This is a genomic window from Phytopseudomonas daroniae (assembly GCF_004327285.1).
Taxonomy (GTDB): domain Bacteria; phylum Pseudomonadota; class Gammaproteobacteria; order Pseudomonadales; family Pseudomonadaceae; genus Aquipseudomonas; species Aquipseudomonas daroniae.
In genome coordinates this window covers 297,317-311,785 of sequence record NZ_QJUI01000001.1, presented here as the reverse complement: position 1 = coordinate 311,785, position 14,469 = coordinate 297,317, and the positions used below count along the sequence as shown (strand labels likewise).

Below are 14,469 nucleotides of genomic sequence, written 5' to 3'. Positions count from 1 at the left end.
CGCTGCACCCGATCAACATGACAGCCGTACTCGACAATAATAAAAGGAGAGCTCGTTATGCTCGTTAACCATGCACCTCGCATGTCGCATTCCTCCACCCTCGGCAAGCTGCTGAGCCGCGCCGGTTGCAAGCTGGCCGCACTGACCCTGGCGCTAGGCCTGGCCATGCCAGCGATGGCCGCCGAATGGCCGAGCCGTCCGGTGAGCATCATCGTGCCGGCTGGCGCGGGCGGTGGTTCCGACGGTACCGCGCGGATCCTGTCCAAGTACCTCAAGCAGGAGCTGGGGCAGCAGTTCAACGTCATCAACCTGGGGCAGGGCGGTGGCGTGGTCGGCATCCAGAGGATCATCAGTTCCAAGGCCGACGGCTACACCCTGGGCATTCTGTTCAACTATGCCCACTACAAGGAAATGGGTCAGGCCGACTTCAAGGCCAGCGATTTCACCCCCATCGGCCAGTACAACTTCGACCTGGCCGGTTTTCAGGTCAACACCGACTCCCCCTTCACCAGCCTGCGTCAGGCGCTCGATGCGCTGAAAGCCGATCCCGCCAAGTACACCATCGCCTGCGCCGGCGGTTGTGGCGGTTCGTGGCCGATGGCCGTGGCCGGGCTGCTGGATGCCTGGCAGGTCGACCTGCAGAAGATTCGCATGATTCCTGGTCAGGGCGCCGCTGCGGCAATGCAGGATCTGGCTGCCGGTGGCGTCGACTTCGTGCCGTGCTCGCTGCCCGAGGCCGATGCGCTGCTGCGTTCCAACAAGGTGCGCAGCCTCGCGGTATTCGGTTCCGAGCGTCAGGCCGCCTACCCGGACGTGCCGACTCTGAAAGAAGAAACCGGCCTGGATCTGGAGCTGGGTTCGTTCCGTGCCCTGGTAGCGCCTGCCGGCCTGCCGGACGACATCAAGGTCAAGCTCGAAGCGACCCTGGAGAAGATCTACAACGACCCCGAATGGCGCAAGGAAATGGAAGCCCGAGGTTTCCGTCCGCAATGGCGCAGCGCCGAAGCTTTCGGTGAGTACCTGGAACAGCACACTCGTGATGTCCAGGCGCTGATCGGCAAGCTCAACCCGTAATCGCCATGGCACTCGCCTGCCGCTAGGGCAGGTGGGTGCAGCGGCTGATCGACAGGAGCGCACAGCATGAAATTCAGTGATATCGCCCTCGGGGTATTTTTCACCCTGCTCGGCCTGGGTGTTCTGCTCAGCGGCCAGCAGATGAAAGTCTCGCCGTTCTTTCAATACGGTGCGGGTTTCTTCCCGTCCATCATCGGTGGCCTGCTGGCGCTCTGTGGCGTGATCCTGCTGGCCAAGGGCGTTCGTCTGGCGCGCAGCCAGGATGGCGGCGGCTTCTGGCTGGCGCAGGCCGGCCCGTGGCTGCGCGATCGCGAGCGGCTGATCAACATCCTGCTGGTGCCGCTGCTGGTGGGCGCCTTCATTACCGTCATCGAAACCCTGGGCTTCATTCTCTGCTCGGTGTTGCTGATCGGTGTGCTCTGCCAGCGTTTCAGCGGTCGACCACTGCTGTCCTGGGTCACCGCCGTGCTGGCGACCCTGTTCCTCTACCTGTTCTTCCAGCAGGTGATGAGCGTGCAACTGCCCATGGGCCTTCTCACCGATTATCTAGGGGGCTGACCGTGGACGCGATAATCAATGCCTTCGGCATGGTGATGACCTTCGAAGTCCTGGCGGTGATGATGGTCGCCGCTATCTACGGATTGTTCGTCGGTGCCATTCCCGGCCTTACCGCGACCATGGCGGTGGCGCTGATGGTACCGGTGACCTTCTTCATGGATCCGGTGCCGGCTATTGCCGCCATCGTCACCATGGCGGCCATGGCGATCTTCGCCGGTGACCTGCCTGCGGTGTACATGCGCATGCCGGGTACGCCCGCCTCGGCGGCTTATACCGAACCCTGCTATGGCCTGGCGCAGCGTGGCCTGGGCGAATACGCCCTGAGCATGAGTGCGATCAGCTCGGCCATTGGCGGCACTATCGGCGTGTTGGCGCTGATCCTGTTCGCGCCGTTCCTGGCCGAATTCGCCCTCAACTTCAGCTCCTTCGAATATTTCTGGCTGGCCTGCATGGGCCTGACCGCGGCCATCGCGGTGTCCGACAGTTCGCCCGTCAAGGGCGCCGTCTCGCTGCTGCTCGGTTTACTGGTGGCCAGCGTGGGGCTGGATCCGGTATCCGGCGAGGCACGCTTCACCTTCGGCAATGCCGATCTGCTCGGTGGCCTGGGTTTCATCCCGGTGATCATTGGCCTGTTCGCCGTGGCGGAAATCCTGCGCTTCTGCACCCGCAACAGCCGCGTCGGCAACTCCCGGCAGGCAGCGCTGGTGGCGCAGAAGCCGATGCTGCTGCAGGCGCTGCGCGATATCTTCAAATACAAGGCGGGCGTCGGTCAGGGCTCGGTAGTCGGGGTTCTGGTGGGGATTCTGCCGGGGGCGGGGGCCGATGTCGCTGCGTACATTTCCTACGCCATGTCGAAGCGCGCGGCGGCCAAGCGCACCACGCCGGACGAGGTCAGCATGGCCAAGATCGTCCCGGCCACGGCGGCCAACAACGCGGCGGTGGGTGGCAGTTTCATCCCGGCCACGGTGTTCGGCATTCCCGGTGATTCGCTGACCGCCATCGTCATCGGCGTGCTGTTCATGAAGGGGCTGAATCCGGGGCCGACGATCTTCACCGAGAACGCCGACATGATCAACGCGGTGTTCCTGGCGTTCCTGCTGGCCAACATCATGCTGATCCCCTTCGGCTTTCTCGCCATCAAGCTGTTCAAGCGCGTGCTGCAGGTACCGCAGAGCATCCTCATGCCGGTGATCCTGGCGTTCTCCATCGTCGGCGCCTTCGCCGTGGAAAACAGCCTGTTCGCCATCGTCACCATCCTGGCCTTTGGCATCGTCGGTTTCCTTATGGAGGAGAACGGTTTCCCGTTGGCGCCGATGATTCTCGGCATCGTCCTCGGGCCCATGTTCGAAGAAACCTTCATCACTTCGATGATGCGCGCCCAAGGCGATCTGATGGTGTTCTTCGAACGCCCGGTTTCCCTGACGCTGGCCATCATCACCCTGTCGCTGTGGATGTTGCCGCTGCTGCTGCGCCTATTGAAGCGTCGCGCCGGCCTCACCCCTCAATCTCCAGCCACTCCCAAAGAGGAATGCACCCAATGAACTTCAACGACCTGCGCGGCAAGCGCGTACTGATCACCGGCTCCACGCTGGGTATCGGCCTGGCCACTGCCCGTGCCTTCGCCAAACTCGGCGCCCATGTCGGCATCACCGCACGCAACACGCCGGCCAATCTCGACGCCCTGCTCAGCGAACTGTCGGCCGATGGCGGCCAGGCCGCGTTCTTTGCTGGCGACCTTGGCAAGACCGACGTCTGCGTGGCTACCGTCGCGGCTTTCGTCGAACGCTTCGGCGGCATCGACGTGCTGATCAACAACGCCGGTGCGCTGCTCGAGCGCCGTGGCCTGGAAAGCATCGACGACGCCTTCTTCGATGCCATGACCGACGTCAACCTGCGCTCGGCACTGATGGTCACCCGCGAAGCCATTCCCCATCTGCGTGCCTCGGCCAAGGCCAGTGGGCAGAGCGCTGCGGTGATCACCACTGGCTCGATCGCCGCTCATGGCGGTGGTGGCCCAGGCGCCAGCCTTTACGCGGCGGCCAAGGCCTGGCTGCACAACATCCAGCGCAACTGGGTGCGTGAATTCACCCCGGCCAATATCCGCTTCAACATCGTCTCGCCGGGCACCGTGGATACCGCCTTCCACGCCGACAAGGACGACGCCGCGCGCGCTGCGGTCAGCACCACCATCCCCATGGGCCGTTTCGGCACACCGGAGGAAATGGCGCCGTCGTATCTGTTTCTTGCCTCGCACGCCTGCAGTGGCTACATCACCGGCCAGGTGCTCGATGTCAACGGCGGGCAGGCCATGCCATGAGCGCGCCGGTCGCTTTCGCCCCAGGGGTGCTGAGCTATGGCACGCCTATCGGCCTGGAGCAGGCGAGGCATATCGCGGCGGCGGCAGAGTGGGAGGCGCGTGCCAATGGCTGGCCGATGGTGATCGCCGTGGCCGATAGCGGCGGGCACCTGGTGCTGTTGCACAAGCTCGATGAGGCTGCCCTGGGCAGTGTCGAGGTGGCGATCAAGAAGGCGTCCACCGCTGCGCTGTTCAAGCGTTCGACCAAGGGTTTCGAAGAGACCCTGGCCACCGGCGGTGCGGCATTACGCCTGTTGTCGATGCACAACGCCATTCTGCTGGAAGGTGGCGTGCCGCTGGTGCAGGGCGGCAAGGTCATCGGCGCTATCGGGGTATCGGGCATGCACCCGACCCAGGACGGGCAGGTGGCACTGGCGGGAGCCGCCGCGCTGGAGTAGCTACAGCGCCCGCGCATGCAAGGTGCGCGGGCGTACTGATACGTCAACAGACTCTAGTCGCGGTTGGCGATCTTCTGCAGGTTTTCGTGGATCTTGAACAGCACGATCATCAGCTCGCACCAGATACGCGCGGCGATGGCGCCACCGATCAGCGTGCCGAGGCCGCCGAGGAAGCTGCCGTAACTGCTGAACATCATCGTCAGGCCGCTGATCGCCACGCTGAGCAGCAATAGCCAGTAGACGAAAGTGATGATTTTCGGGGTGAGCATCGCGTCGAAGAAGAACAGATTCTTCATGGTGTAACTCCAGTCCATGGTGGGGGTTTCCGGGCGGTATCGGTGCCCGCATGCGGCGCAGCGAGCGCTCGAGGCGGCAGAGTAGCAGGCCAGAGCGGCTGCAGCCAGTTAGCGGGAAGTAGTCGTGGCAAAGCCTCGTGAATGGCGTTAGCGTGCTCATCCCGGCTGTCTATCAGAGGATACCAATCCATGCTCAGGCTTCATGGTTTCGCGGTCAGCAATTACTACAATATGGTCAAGCTCGCCCTGCTGGAAAAGGGCCTGCCGTTCGAGGAAGTGGAGGTCTACGCATCCCGTGATGAATCCTTCCTCTCCATCAGTCCGCGCGGCAAGGTGCCGGTATTGCAGACCGACGAGGGCTATATCAGCGAGACCTCGGCGATCCTCGAATACCTCGAAGCATTGGGGCAGGGCGTCGCACTGTTGCCTGAAGGTGCTTTCGCCCAGGCCCGGGTTCGTGCCCTGGCCAAGCACATCGAGCTGTACATCGAGTTACCGGCCCGTGCCTGCTATGCCCAGGCCTTCTTCGGTATGCAGGTAGACGCGGCGATCCTCAAGAAAAGCCGCGACGAACTGCTGGGCGGCATCGATTCGCTCAGGCGTCTGGGGGCGTTCTCGCCCTATGTGGCGGGCGACAGACTGACCCTGGCCGATCTGTACTTCCTGTACAGCATCGACCTGGCTGCTGCCGTTGCGCACAAACTGTTCGAGATCGACCTGCTGGCGGAACTCCCGCAAGCCAGGGCGCTGCTCGAGCGCTTTGCCAGCAGCCCCAACGTGCAGCGCATCGCTGCCGACAAGGAAGCGGCGGTGGGCCCTTTCATGGCCCACATGCAGGCGCGCTTGAAGGGCTGATCAGCCAGCGGCGAAACGGGTCAGTGCTTCGCCGGTGAGGCGGTAGCCGATCCACTCGTTCTGGGGGTTGGCGCCGATGGAGTCGTAGAAGTCGATGGCTGGCTGATTCCAGTCCAGCACTGACCACTCGAAGCGACCGCAGCCACGCGCCACCGCCAGTTTGGCCAGGTGGCGCAACAGCGCCTTGCCGGCGCCGACGCCGCGTTGCTGCGGGGTGACGTAGAGGTCTTCCAGGTACAGGCCGTGCTTGCCCAGCCAGGTCGAGTAATTGAAGAAGTACACTGCGTAGCCGATGGGCTCGCCGTCCCGCTCGCAGATCAGGCCGTGGGCGCTGCTGCCCTCCGCGAACAGGCTGTTCTCGATACCGGCGACGTCGGTCTTGACCTCGTGCTCGGCCTTTTCGTAGATGGCCAGATCGGTGATGAAGCGCAGGATCAGGGCGGCGTCTTCACGCACCGTGGGGCGAATGTTGAGTGGCATCTAGGTCTTCCAGAGGGAATGGATCGTTTATCGCGTTGTTGCGTCAGCTGGCAGGCTCGTCAGAAAGCGCTCGACGGCCTCGCGTGAATCCAGACGCAGATAATGGCGGTGAGCCGGTGCGTTGCGCATTTCGTCACCGTAACGTTGCCGGTAGGTGGCATGGCGCGTCCAGGCCCAGGCCAGAATCGACTGCTCGGGTTTGACGCTGAACAGATTGCTCCAGCGTTCGCGGTTGCCATTCCAGAGCGGCTTGCGCAACGCGATGCGTTTCAGGGTACGTGGCAGCAACTGACGCATCACCGCCGCCCTGGGCAGGTCAAGCCAGATCACCGTATCCGCCTGCTCCAGGATCTGCGGGCGTACCACGGAATAATTACCTTCCACTACCCAGCCGTCACCTTGCAGGGCATCGGCCACCGCCTGCTGGAACTGCTCCGCGGGCAATGGTTGCCAGTCAGGCTGGTGATACAGCGCATCCAGCTCCACATGGCGATAGCTCAGGCGCTGCGCTAACCGGCGCGACAGCGTGGTCTTGCCCGCACCGGAGCAGCCGACCACCGAGATACGCCGGCCGGGTGTCCAGGTTTGCATTCAGCGCGAAGCGAGCAAGGCTTTGCCGCGCTCCACGGCCAGGCGTACCTGGCGCGGTGCGGTGCCGCCGATATGGTCACGGGCGTTGACCGAGCCTTCCAGGGTCAGTACGGCGAACACCTCCTGCTCGATCTGGTCGCTGAACTGGCGCAGCTCTTCGAGGCTCATCTCGGCCAGATCCTTACCGCTGTCCACGCCGTACTTCACCGCATGGCCGACGATTTCGTGGCAGTCGCGGAAGGGCAGGCCCTTGCGCACCAGGTAGTCGGCCAGGTCGGTGGCGGTGGAGAAACCACGCAGCGCCGCCTCGCGCATGATGGCGTGCCTGGGCTTGATCGCCGGAATCATGTCGGCGAAGGCACGCAGCGAGTCGCGCAGGGTGTCGGCGGCGTCGAACAGTGGTTCCTTGTCTTCCTGGTTGTCCTTGTTGTAGGCCAGCGGCTGGCCCTTCATCAGGGTCAGCAGGCCGGTCAGCGCACCGAACACGCGGCCGGTCTTGCCACGTACCAGCTCGGGTACGTCCGGGTTCTTCTTCTGCGGCATGATCGAGGAGCCGGTGCAGAAACGATCCGGCAGATCGATGAACTGGAACTGGGCGCTGGTCCACAGCACCAGCTCTTCCGAGAAGCGCGACAGGTGCATCATCGCCACGGCGGCAGCGGCGCAGAATTCGATGGCGAAATCGCGATCCGACACACCGTCCAGGGAGTTGCCGCCCACGGCGTCGAAACCCAGCAGCTTGGCGGTGATTTCACGCTGGATCGGGTAAGTGGTGCCCGCCAGCGCGGCGCTGCCCAGCGGCATGCGGTTGGTGCGCTTGCGGCAGTCGACCAGGCGCTCGTAGTCGCGGCTGAGCATTTCGAACCAGGCCAGCAGGTGGTGGCCGAAGGTCACCGGCTGTGCGGTCTGCAAGTGAGTGAAGCCAGGCATGATGGTTTCGGCTTCACGCTCGGCCTGCTCCAGCAGGCCCTGCTGCAGGCGGGTGATCTCAGCGAGGATCAGGTCGATTTCGTCACGCAGCCACAGGCGGATGTCGGTCGCCACCTGGTCGTTGCGCGAGCGTCCGGTGTGCAGCTTCTTGCCGGTCACGCCGATGCGGTCGGTCAGGCGGGCCTCGATGTTCATGTGCACGTCTTCCAGATCGACGCGCCAGTCGAAGCTGCCGGCCTCGATCTCGCTCTGGATCTGCTTGAGGCCGTCGATGATCGCATCGCGCTCGGCATCGGTCAGCACGCCCGCCTTGGCCAGCATGGTGGCGTGGGCGATGGAACCCATGATGTCGTGGCGATACAGGCGCTTGTCGAATTCCACCGAGGCGGTGAAACGGGCGACGAAGGCGTCGACGGGCTCGCTGAAGCGGCCGCCCCAGGACTGATTGGTTTTTTCGATGCTCATGGTCTGACTCGGCTGTATGCAGGTGCGGACGGGCCGGAAGTTTCCGGCACGACGGAAAAGTCCGCTGATGATAACAGACACGTCGGCCTGCGCAGCGGCTCGGGCGAGTGTTGGCTGGATCACAATTTCATCAGCAGTAACGCATTTCGGTGGGTTATTTCGTCCGCTTGCGATGGGGTCTCTTGCCGGCTCCGAGGCGCGCGCGGAAACTGCGGCGATGAACAGGAATCGCAAGACCTCGCCCCCCACCGCCGCCGACGATTTCTTCGTGCCGGAACTGTGTCAGCCCGAGGCGCTGCTCAGCACCGTGCTGCTCGCGGAGTTGCTGGTGCTCGTGCTGGTGCTCGCCGAGCCGATGCTGCCCGGTTTCGACTGGGTGCGCCTGGCGCTGACCTCGCTGTTCGTGCAGTGGATCGTACTGTTGGCGTCGGCGCTGCTGTGCCGCTTGCGGCCGCTGCTCGCACGGCTGCAGGCCATGTGGGCCGGAGCGGCATGCTGCGCCCTGGTTGTCGGCCTGACCCTGGGTTGTACGGCGGTCGCCGATTACTACGACCTCGGCGGGCCGCTGCCCCACGATGGCGAGGTGAACCTCTATCTGCGGCACGCCTTGATCAGCCTGATCATGTCGGCGCTGCTGCTGCGCTATTTCTACCTGCAGAGCCAGTGGCGACGCCAGGAGCAGGCCGAATTGCGTGCGCGCATCGAATCGCTGCAGGCGAGGATCCGCCCGCATTTCCTGTTCAACAGTTTGAACAGCATCGCCAGCCTGGTTGTCACAGATTCTGCTAGGGCAGAACAGGCGGTGCTGGATCTTTCCGACCTGTTCCGGGCAAGCCTGGCCAGGCCCGGTAGTCTCGTAAGCTGGAACGAGGAACTGGAGCTGGCGCAGCGCTACCTGTCGATCGAGCACTATCGGCTCGGCGAGCGACTACAGTTGCAGTGGGAAGTTGATGATGTACCCGCTGATTTACCCATTCCCCAGCTGACTCTGCAGCCGCTGCTGGAGAATGCCTTGATCTACGGTATCCAGCCACGTATCGAAGGGGGACTGGTGCAGATATCAGCCAATTACATCGATGGCGTATTCCATCTCAGCGTCAGCAACCCATACGAGGACGGTGGCATGCCTCTGGCCTCGCGCGGAACCCATCAGGCGCTGGCCAATATCGACGCACGTCTTGCGGCACTTTTCGGTTCGCAAGCCAATCTCAGCGTGGAACGTCGTGATGGCCGTCACTACACCCGTCTACGCTACCCATGTGCAAGACCCATGCAGGAAGCCAGATCATTATGAATGTCTTGATCGTCGATGACGAACCCCTTGCCCGAGAGCGCTTGAGCCGCATGGTTGCCGCGCTGGAGGGTTATCGTGTTGTCGAGCCCTCTGCGAGCAATGGTGAAGAGGCACTCGCTCTGGTCGAGAGCCTCAAGCCCGATGTCGTGCTGCTCGATATCCGCATGCCGGGCCTCGATGGCCTGCAAGCCGCAGCCCGGCTCTGCGAGCGCGAAGCACCGCCTGCAGTGATCTTCTGCACGGCTCATGATGAGTTTGCCATAGAGGCGTTCGAGGTCAGTGCCGTAGGCTATCTGGTCAAACCGGTACGCCCCGAGCACCTCGAGAAAGCGCTGAAAAAGGCCGAGCGCCTCAACCGCGTGCAACTGGCTGCGCTCACCCGCCCTGCCGCGGAAAGCGGTGTCGGCCCGCGCAGCCATATCAGCGCCCGCACCCGCAAAGGTATCGAGCTGATCCCGTTGGATCACGTGATCTACTTCATCGCCGACCACAAGTACGTGACCCTGCGTCACGAGGGTGGCGAGGTGCTGCTGGACGAGCCGCTCAAGGCGCTGGAGGACGAATTTGGTGATCGCTTCGTGCGCATCCACCGCAACGCTCTGGTGGCCCGTGAGCGCATCGAGCGGCTGCAGCGCACGCCGCTCGGGCACTTCCAGCTCTACCTCAAGGGGCTCAATGGCGATGCGCTCGTGGTCAGCCGCCGTCATGTGGCGGGGGTGCGTAAGCTGATGAACCACATCTAGGATAGGGCGAAGGGTCGCAGGAGGCTTCGGGCTGGCGACCCGAGAGCCTGTTATCATCGGTGGCAATTGGTTTTCTGGAATTGTCCCATGCCCCGCGAAATCCGCATCGCTACTCGCAAGAGCGCCCTGGCCCTGTGGCAGGCCGAACACGTCAAGGCACGTCTCGAACAGGCCCATCCGGGGCTACAGGTGAGCCTGGTGCCGATGGTCAGTCGCGGCGACAAACTGCTCGACGCGCCGCTGGCGAAGATCGGTGGCAAGGGATTGTTCGTCAAGGAGCTGGAAACCGCGCTGCTGGAAAACCAGGCCGACATCGCCGTGCATTCGATGAAGGACGTGCCCATGGATTTCCCCGAAGGCCTGGGCCTGTACTGCATCTGCGAGCGCGAAGACCCGCGCGATGCCTTCGTCTCCAACCATTTCGACAGCCTCGATACGCTCCCTGTCGGCAGTGTGGTCGGCACTTCCAGCCTGCGCCGCCAGGCGCAACTGCTGGCTCGTCGTCCCGATCTGAAAATCCAGTTCCTGCGCGGCAACGTCAACACCCGTCTGGCCAAGCTGGATGCCGGTGAGTACGACGCCATCATTCTCGCCGCTGCCGGGCTGATTCGTCTGGGCTTCGAAGCGCGTATCCGCGACTCCATCAGCGTCGAACAGAGCCTGCCAGCGGGCGGTCAGGGAGCGGTCGGTATCGAGTGCCGGGTCGACGATATCGAACTGCAGGCGTTGCTGGCGCCACTCAATCACAGCGAAACCGCGCTGCGGGTCAGCGCCGAACGGGCCATGAACAAGCGCCTGAACGGCGGCTGCCAGGTGCCTATTGCCTGCTATGCGATTCTCGAAGGCGAGCAGCTGTGGTTGCGCGGCCTGGTCGGCGAACCGGATGGCAGCCGTTTGCTGCGTGCCGAGCAGCGCGGTGTCGCAGAGGATGCCGAGCGCCTGGGCGTCGAAGTGGCCGAAGCCTTGCTGGTTCAAGGTGCAGGCACGATCCTGCAGGCCATTTACGGCGAGGCCGCTGTCGAGTGAGTGGCTGGCGCCTGCTGCTGACACGTCCTGAGCAGGAATGCCAGGCGCTGGCCGCGGCCCTCGGCAAAGACGGCATCCGTGGCGTCTGCCTGCCGCTGTTGAGCATCGAACCTCTGCCGGAAACCCCGCAGCAAAGCGCAATCATCTGTGAACTGCACCGCTACACGGCGGTGATCGTGGTGAGCAAACCGGCTGCCCGTTTCGGCCTCGACCTGCTCGATCGTTACTGGCCGCAGCCCCTTTCCGATCAGCCCTGGTTCAGCGTTGGCGCAGGAACCGGGCAGATTCTCGCTGATTACGGGCTACCGGTATCCTGGCCGAGCGGCGGGGACGACAGCGAGGCCTTGCTGGCGTTGCCCGAGCTGCAGGCGGCTCTGCAGGAAGCCCTGTTTCCGCGGGTGCTGATCATTCGTGGCGAAGATGGCCGCACATTGCTCGCCGAGCGCTTGCAGAGCCAGGGCGTCGAGGTCGACTTTCTGCCAGTCTATCGTCGCGTGCTGCCGGATTACCCTGCCGCTACCCTGCAGAGACTATTACAGGTGGAACGCCTGAATGGGCTGGTGGTCAGCAGTGGGCAGGGCCTGATGCATCTGCGCCAGCTGGCGATGGATGACTGGTTACGGCTGGCGCAACTACCCTTGTTCGTACCGAGTCCGCGAGTTGCCACCATGGCCCGCGAACTGGGTGCGCTGAATGTTGTGGATTGTCGTGGTGCTGATACCGCGGCGTTGTTGGCGGCCTTGCGTGCGCAGGCTTCGCCCGACTTGTGAAGCAAAGGATGGATACGTGAGCGAAGCGACTACCCCGAAAGAGCAGGAGCAGCCTGTACAACCCGCCCTCGAATCTTCTCCGGTTGCCGGTGAAGCCAGGCCCGCCTCACGGGGCTCTGCACTGGCGGCGGTGGCCCTGTTGGTCGGTGCGATCGGCGTCGCTGTCGGTGGCTGGAGTGTCTGGCAACTGCGAACCCTGGAGACCGGAGCGCAGCAGCAGTCAGGCCAGCTAGAAGAGGCACGCAGCCAGACTCAGGCGCTGTCGCAACGTACCAACAGCCTGAGCGAGCGTTTCGAACAACTGCCGACGGTGCAGGAGCTCGAAGAACGTCGCCGTCTGGTCGCCCAGTTGCAGGGTGACCAGCAATTGCTCAACCAGCGTCTGGAAACCGTGCTCGGCGCCAGCCGTCAGGACTGGCGCCTGGCCGAAGCCGAGCACCTGCTGCGCCTGGCCAGTCTGCGGTTGTCGGCGCTGCAGGACACCAACAGCGCCACCGCGCTGGTGCAGGCGGCCGACGAGATTCTCCGCGACCAGGATGACCCGGCGGCGTTCGCAGCCCGCGAGCAGTTGGCCAAGAGCCTGGAGGCGCTGCGCTCGACCGACAACCCGGATCGTACCGGGCTGTTCCTGCAACTGGCTGCCCTGCGCGAGCAGGCATCGCAACTGAACTCGCTGAACCCCAAGTTCGTCGCCGATGGTGGTGTGCTCGGCGAACTGGCTGCAGACAGCGAGCCAGGCACCTGGTGGAGCCACGGCCTGCAGACGCTGTCGCAGTATTTCCGCCTGGATTTCAATGCCGATCAGAACGTGCGCCCGCTGCTCGCCGGACAGAGTCTGACCCAGGTGCGCCTGGCCCTGAGCCTCGCGCTCGAGCAGGCGCAATGGGCGGCGCTGCATGGCGAGACCCAGGTCTATCGTCAGGCGCTGCAACAGGCTGGCGAGGTGCTGGACGCCAACTTCAATCGTGACAACCCGGACAGCCGTGCCCTGCGCACGCGGGTCGGCGAGTTGGTCGACAAGCCCATCGAAATCGAGGTGCCCGAGCTGACCCAGTCGCTCAATGCGGTGCAGGCCTACATCGAGCACAAACATTCGGCACGTGAACGTCTGAAGGATGCGCCGAGCGATGAGGCACTCGGCAACGAGGAGGGGCGTCCATGAAGCGCGTTTACCTGCTGCTGCTCGCCCTGGTGGTGATCGGTGGGCTGGCGCTGCTTGGCCTGGCCATCTCCGAGCACAAGGGCTATGTGCTGTTCGCCTACCAGGGTTTCCGCTACGAATCGACCCTGTGGGCATTCGTGCTGCTGATCGTGGCGGTCTGGCTGGCGCTCTGGCTGTTGCGCCTGGTCGTTCGCGCGTTGCTGACTTCGCTCGGGCTGGTCAATCCATGGTCGCGCCTGCACCGTGAACGGCGTGTGCGCAGTGCATCCGAGCATGGCTTTCAGGAGCTGATCGAGGGTCGCTGGGCCAAGGCCCAGACACACCTGAGCCGGATTGCACGGAACGAGCCACGACCACTGATTCACTACCTCGGCGCCGCGCGCGCTGCCCACAATCTTGAGCACTACGAAGAGAGCGATGCGTTGCTGGCCGAGGCGCTGGAACGTCAGCCGAACGCCGAGCTGGCCATCGCTTTGACCCATGCCGAACTGCAGTTGGCGCGTGGGCAAGTCGAAACGGCCCAGGAAACCCTGCTGGTGATGCATGAGCGTCATCCACGCAACCCGCAGGTTCTGCGTCAATTGCAGCAGTTGTATGTGCTGCGCGGTGATTGGCATGCACTGTTGAAATTGCTGCCGGTACTGCGCAAGGAAAAAGCCCTGGGCCCCGCCGAGCTGATGGCGCTGGAGCGCCGTGCCTGGCGCGAGTATCTGACGGACATCGACCTGAACGCTGCCGATGAAAGCGCACTGCCTTCTCTGGCGCAGGCCTGGGAGCGACTGTCTCCCAACCTGCGCGGTGAGCCCGAGCTGCTTGCCGTGTATGCCGATCGCCTGCGCATGCTGGGGGCCGAGCCCGGTGCCGAGGAACTGCTCAACAAAGCGCTGAATCGCGAGTACGACAGCCGCCTGGCGCGCCTTTATGGTCTGCTGCACGGTCGCGACCCGGCCAGGCAGCTGCAGGCTGCCGAGGGCTGGCTGAAACAGCATCCCGATGATGCTGGGCTGCTGCTGACTCTGGGCCGGCTGAGCTTGCAAAACCAGCTGTGGGGCAAGGCCCGGGAGTACTTCGAGAGCAGCCTGACGTTCGAGCGTCATCCGGAAACCTGTGCCGAGCTGGCACGACTGCTCGCGCAGTTGGGTGAGGTAGAACGCAGTAACCGTTTGTTTCAGGAAGGCCTTGGTCTGCTCGACCGTCGCCTGAGCGGTCAGGTCGCCAGCGTTCCCGCCGTACCGCCCGCTGATCCGCAGTACGCGGGTGTCGGCAGCTAGTCGTTTTTCCCTGCGCCGGCCCCTGGTCGGCGTTTATGACGAGCTGTCTTGAAGGCTTGGGTGGTCGAGCATAACCTGAGTCGAAATGAGTGGTCGGACTGCCATGCGAATCATGCTAGTGTCCAGACTCGGCTGCGCGTTCAGGGATCGAGGCGTGATGCTTTCGTCGTTGTCGGTGCACGAGCAGGGCTCACACCAAA

Annotated in this window: 16 protein-coding genes; 12 read left to right on the top strand and 4 right to left on the bottom strand. The window is 63.6% G+C overall.

Annotated features, from left to right (window positions below):
• Positions 1 to 57 precede the first annotated feature (57 nt).
• The 5 genes from DNK06_RS01380 (at position 58) to DNK06_RS01360 (ending at position 4,386) form a co-directional block, all read left to right on the top strand.
• Entirely contained in the window at positions 58 to 1,074 is a 1,017-nt protein-coding gene (locus tag DNK06_RS01380; RefSeq protein WP_131178253.1) for a Bug family tripartite tricarboxylate transporter substrate binding protein, read from the top strand.
• Positions 1,075 to 1,140: 66 nt separating this feature from the next.
• Positions 1,141 to 1,632, top strand: a complete 492-nt coding sequence (locus tag DNK06_RS01375) for a tripartite tricarboxylate transporter TctB family protein (RefSeq protein ID WP_131178252.1) — start codon at positions 1,141 to 1,143, stop codon at positions 1,630 to 1,632.
• Positions 1,633 to 1,634: 2 nt separating this feature from the next.
• Entirely contained in the window at positions 1,635 to 3,173 is a 1,539-nt protein-coding gene (locus tag DNK06_RS01370; RefSeq protein ID WP_207391058.1) for a tripartite tricarboxylate transporter permease, read from the top strand.
• Positions 3,170 to 3,949 (top strand): SDR family NAD(P)-dependent oxidoreductase, encoded by a 780-nt coding sequence (locus DNK06_RS01365; RefSeq protein WP_131178251.1) that lies wholly within the window; start codon positions 3,170 to 3,172, stop codon positions 3,947 to 3,949. The genes DNK06_RS01370 and DNK06_RS01365 overlap by 4 nt, the downstream gene beginning before the upstream one ends.
• Positions 3,946 to 4,386 carry a GlcG/HbpS family heme-binding protein gene (locus DNK06_RS01360; RefSeq protein WP_131178250.1) on the top strand — a complete coding sequence of 147 codons (441 nt, stop codon included), beginning with the start codon at positions 3,946 to 3,948 and terminating at the stop codon, positions 4,384 to 4,386. Before DNK06_RS01365 ends, DNK06_RS01360 begins: the two co-directional genes overlap by 4 nt.
• Positions 4,387 to 4,439: 53 nt before the next feature.
• On the opposite strand, the gene DNK06_RS01355 is transcribed toward DNK06_RS01360, so the two are convergent.
• The gene (locus tag DNK06_RS01355; RefSeq protein ID WP_131178249.1) at positions 4,440 to 4,682 is read right to left on the bottom strand and encodes a DUF4282 domain-containing protein; all 243 of its coding nucleotides are present in this window, start codon (positions 4,680 to 4,682) and stop codon (positions 4,440 to 4,442) included.
• Between the two features lie 189 nt (positions 4,683 to 4,871).
• Between DNK06_RS01355 and DNK06_RS01350 the strand changes: the two genes are divergently transcribed.
• Complete coding sequence (locus DNK06_RS01350; RefSeq protein WP_131178248.1) at positions 4,872 to 5,537, top strand: glutathione S-transferase family protein; 666 nt, start codon at positions 4,872 to 4,874, stop codon at positions 5,535 to 5,537.
• On the opposite strand, the gene DNK06_RS01345 is transcribed toward DNK06_RS01350, so the two are convergent.
• The 3 genes from DNK06_RS01345 to argH are packed head-to-tail and all read right to left on the bottom strand — an operon-like array spanning position 5,538 to position 8,003.
• Entirely contained in the window at positions 5,538 to 6,017 is a 480-nt protein-coding gene (locus tag DNK06_RS01345) for a GNAT family N-acetyltransferase (protein ID WP_131178247.1), read from the bottom strand. It lies immediately after the preceding gene.
• Positions 6,018 to 6,044: 27 nt separating this feature from the next.
• The gene (locus DNK06_RS01340) at positions 6,045 to 6,608 is read right to left on the bottom strand and encodes a P-loop NTPase family protein (protein ID WP_131178246.1); all 564 of its coding nucleotides are present in this window, start codon (positions 6,606 to 6,608) and stop codon (positions 6,045 to 6,047) included.
• Positions 6,609 to 8,003: an argininosuccinate lyase gene (gene argH, locus DNK06_RS01335; protein WP_131178245.1), complete on the bottom strand. Its 1,395-nt coding sequence runs from the start codon at positions 8,001 to 8,003 to the stop codon at positions 6,609 to 6,611. It lies immediately after the preceding gene.
• 217 nt (positions 8,004 to 8,220) lie between these two features.
• Between argH and DNK06_RS01330 the strand changes: the two genes are divergently transcribed.
• From DNK06_RS01330 to DNK06_RS01305, 6 genes are all read left to right on the top strand, one after another.
• On the top strand, positions 8,221 to 9,297 hold the full coding sequence (locus DNK06_RS01330; RefSeq protein ID WP_131178244.1) for a sensor histidine kinase: 1,077 nt from the start codon (positions 8,221 to 8,223) through the stop codon (positions 9,295 to 9,297).
• Complete coding sequence (locus DNK06_RS01325; RefSeq protein WP_131178243.1) at positions 9,294 to 10,040, top strand: LytR/AlgR family response regulator transcription factor; 747 nt, start codon at positions 9,294 to 9,296, stop codon at positions 10,038 to 10,040. Before DNK06_RS01330 ends, DNK06_RS01325 begins: the two co-directional genes overlap by 4 nt.
• Positions 10,041 to 10,127: 87 nt before the next feature.
• Positions 10,128 to 11,066, top strand: a complete 939-nt coding sequence (hemC, locus tag DNK06_RS01320) for a hydroxymethylbilane synthase (protein ID WP_131178242.1) — start codon at positions 10,128 to 10,130, stop codon at positions 11,064 to 11,066.
• Positions 11,063 to 11,836, top strand: a complete 774-nt coding sequence (locus DNK06_RS01315; protein ID WP_131178241.1) for a uroporphyrinogen-III synthase — start codon at positions 11,063 to 11,065, stop codon at positions 11,834 to 11,836. The genes hemC and DNK06_RS01315 overlap by 4 nt, the downstream gene beginning before the upstream one ends.
• A gap of 16 nt (positions 11,837 to 11,852) precedes the next feature.
• Entirely contained in the window at positions 11,853 to 12,998 is a 1,146-nt protein-coding gene (locus DNK06_RS01310; protein ID WP_131178240.1) for a uroporphyrinogen-III C-methyltransferase, read from the top strand.
• Positions 12,995 to 14,269 (top strand): heme biosynthesis HemY N-terminal domain-containing protein, encoded by a 1,275-nt coding sequence (locus tag DNK06_RS01305; RefSeq protein ID WP_131178239.1) that lies wholly within the window; start codon positions 12,995 to 12,997, stop codon positions 14,267 to 14,269. Before DNK06_RS01310 ends, DNK06_RS01305 begins: the two co-directional genes overlap by 4 nt.
• The last annotated feature ends 200 nt before the right edge of the window (positions 14,270 to 14,469 follow it).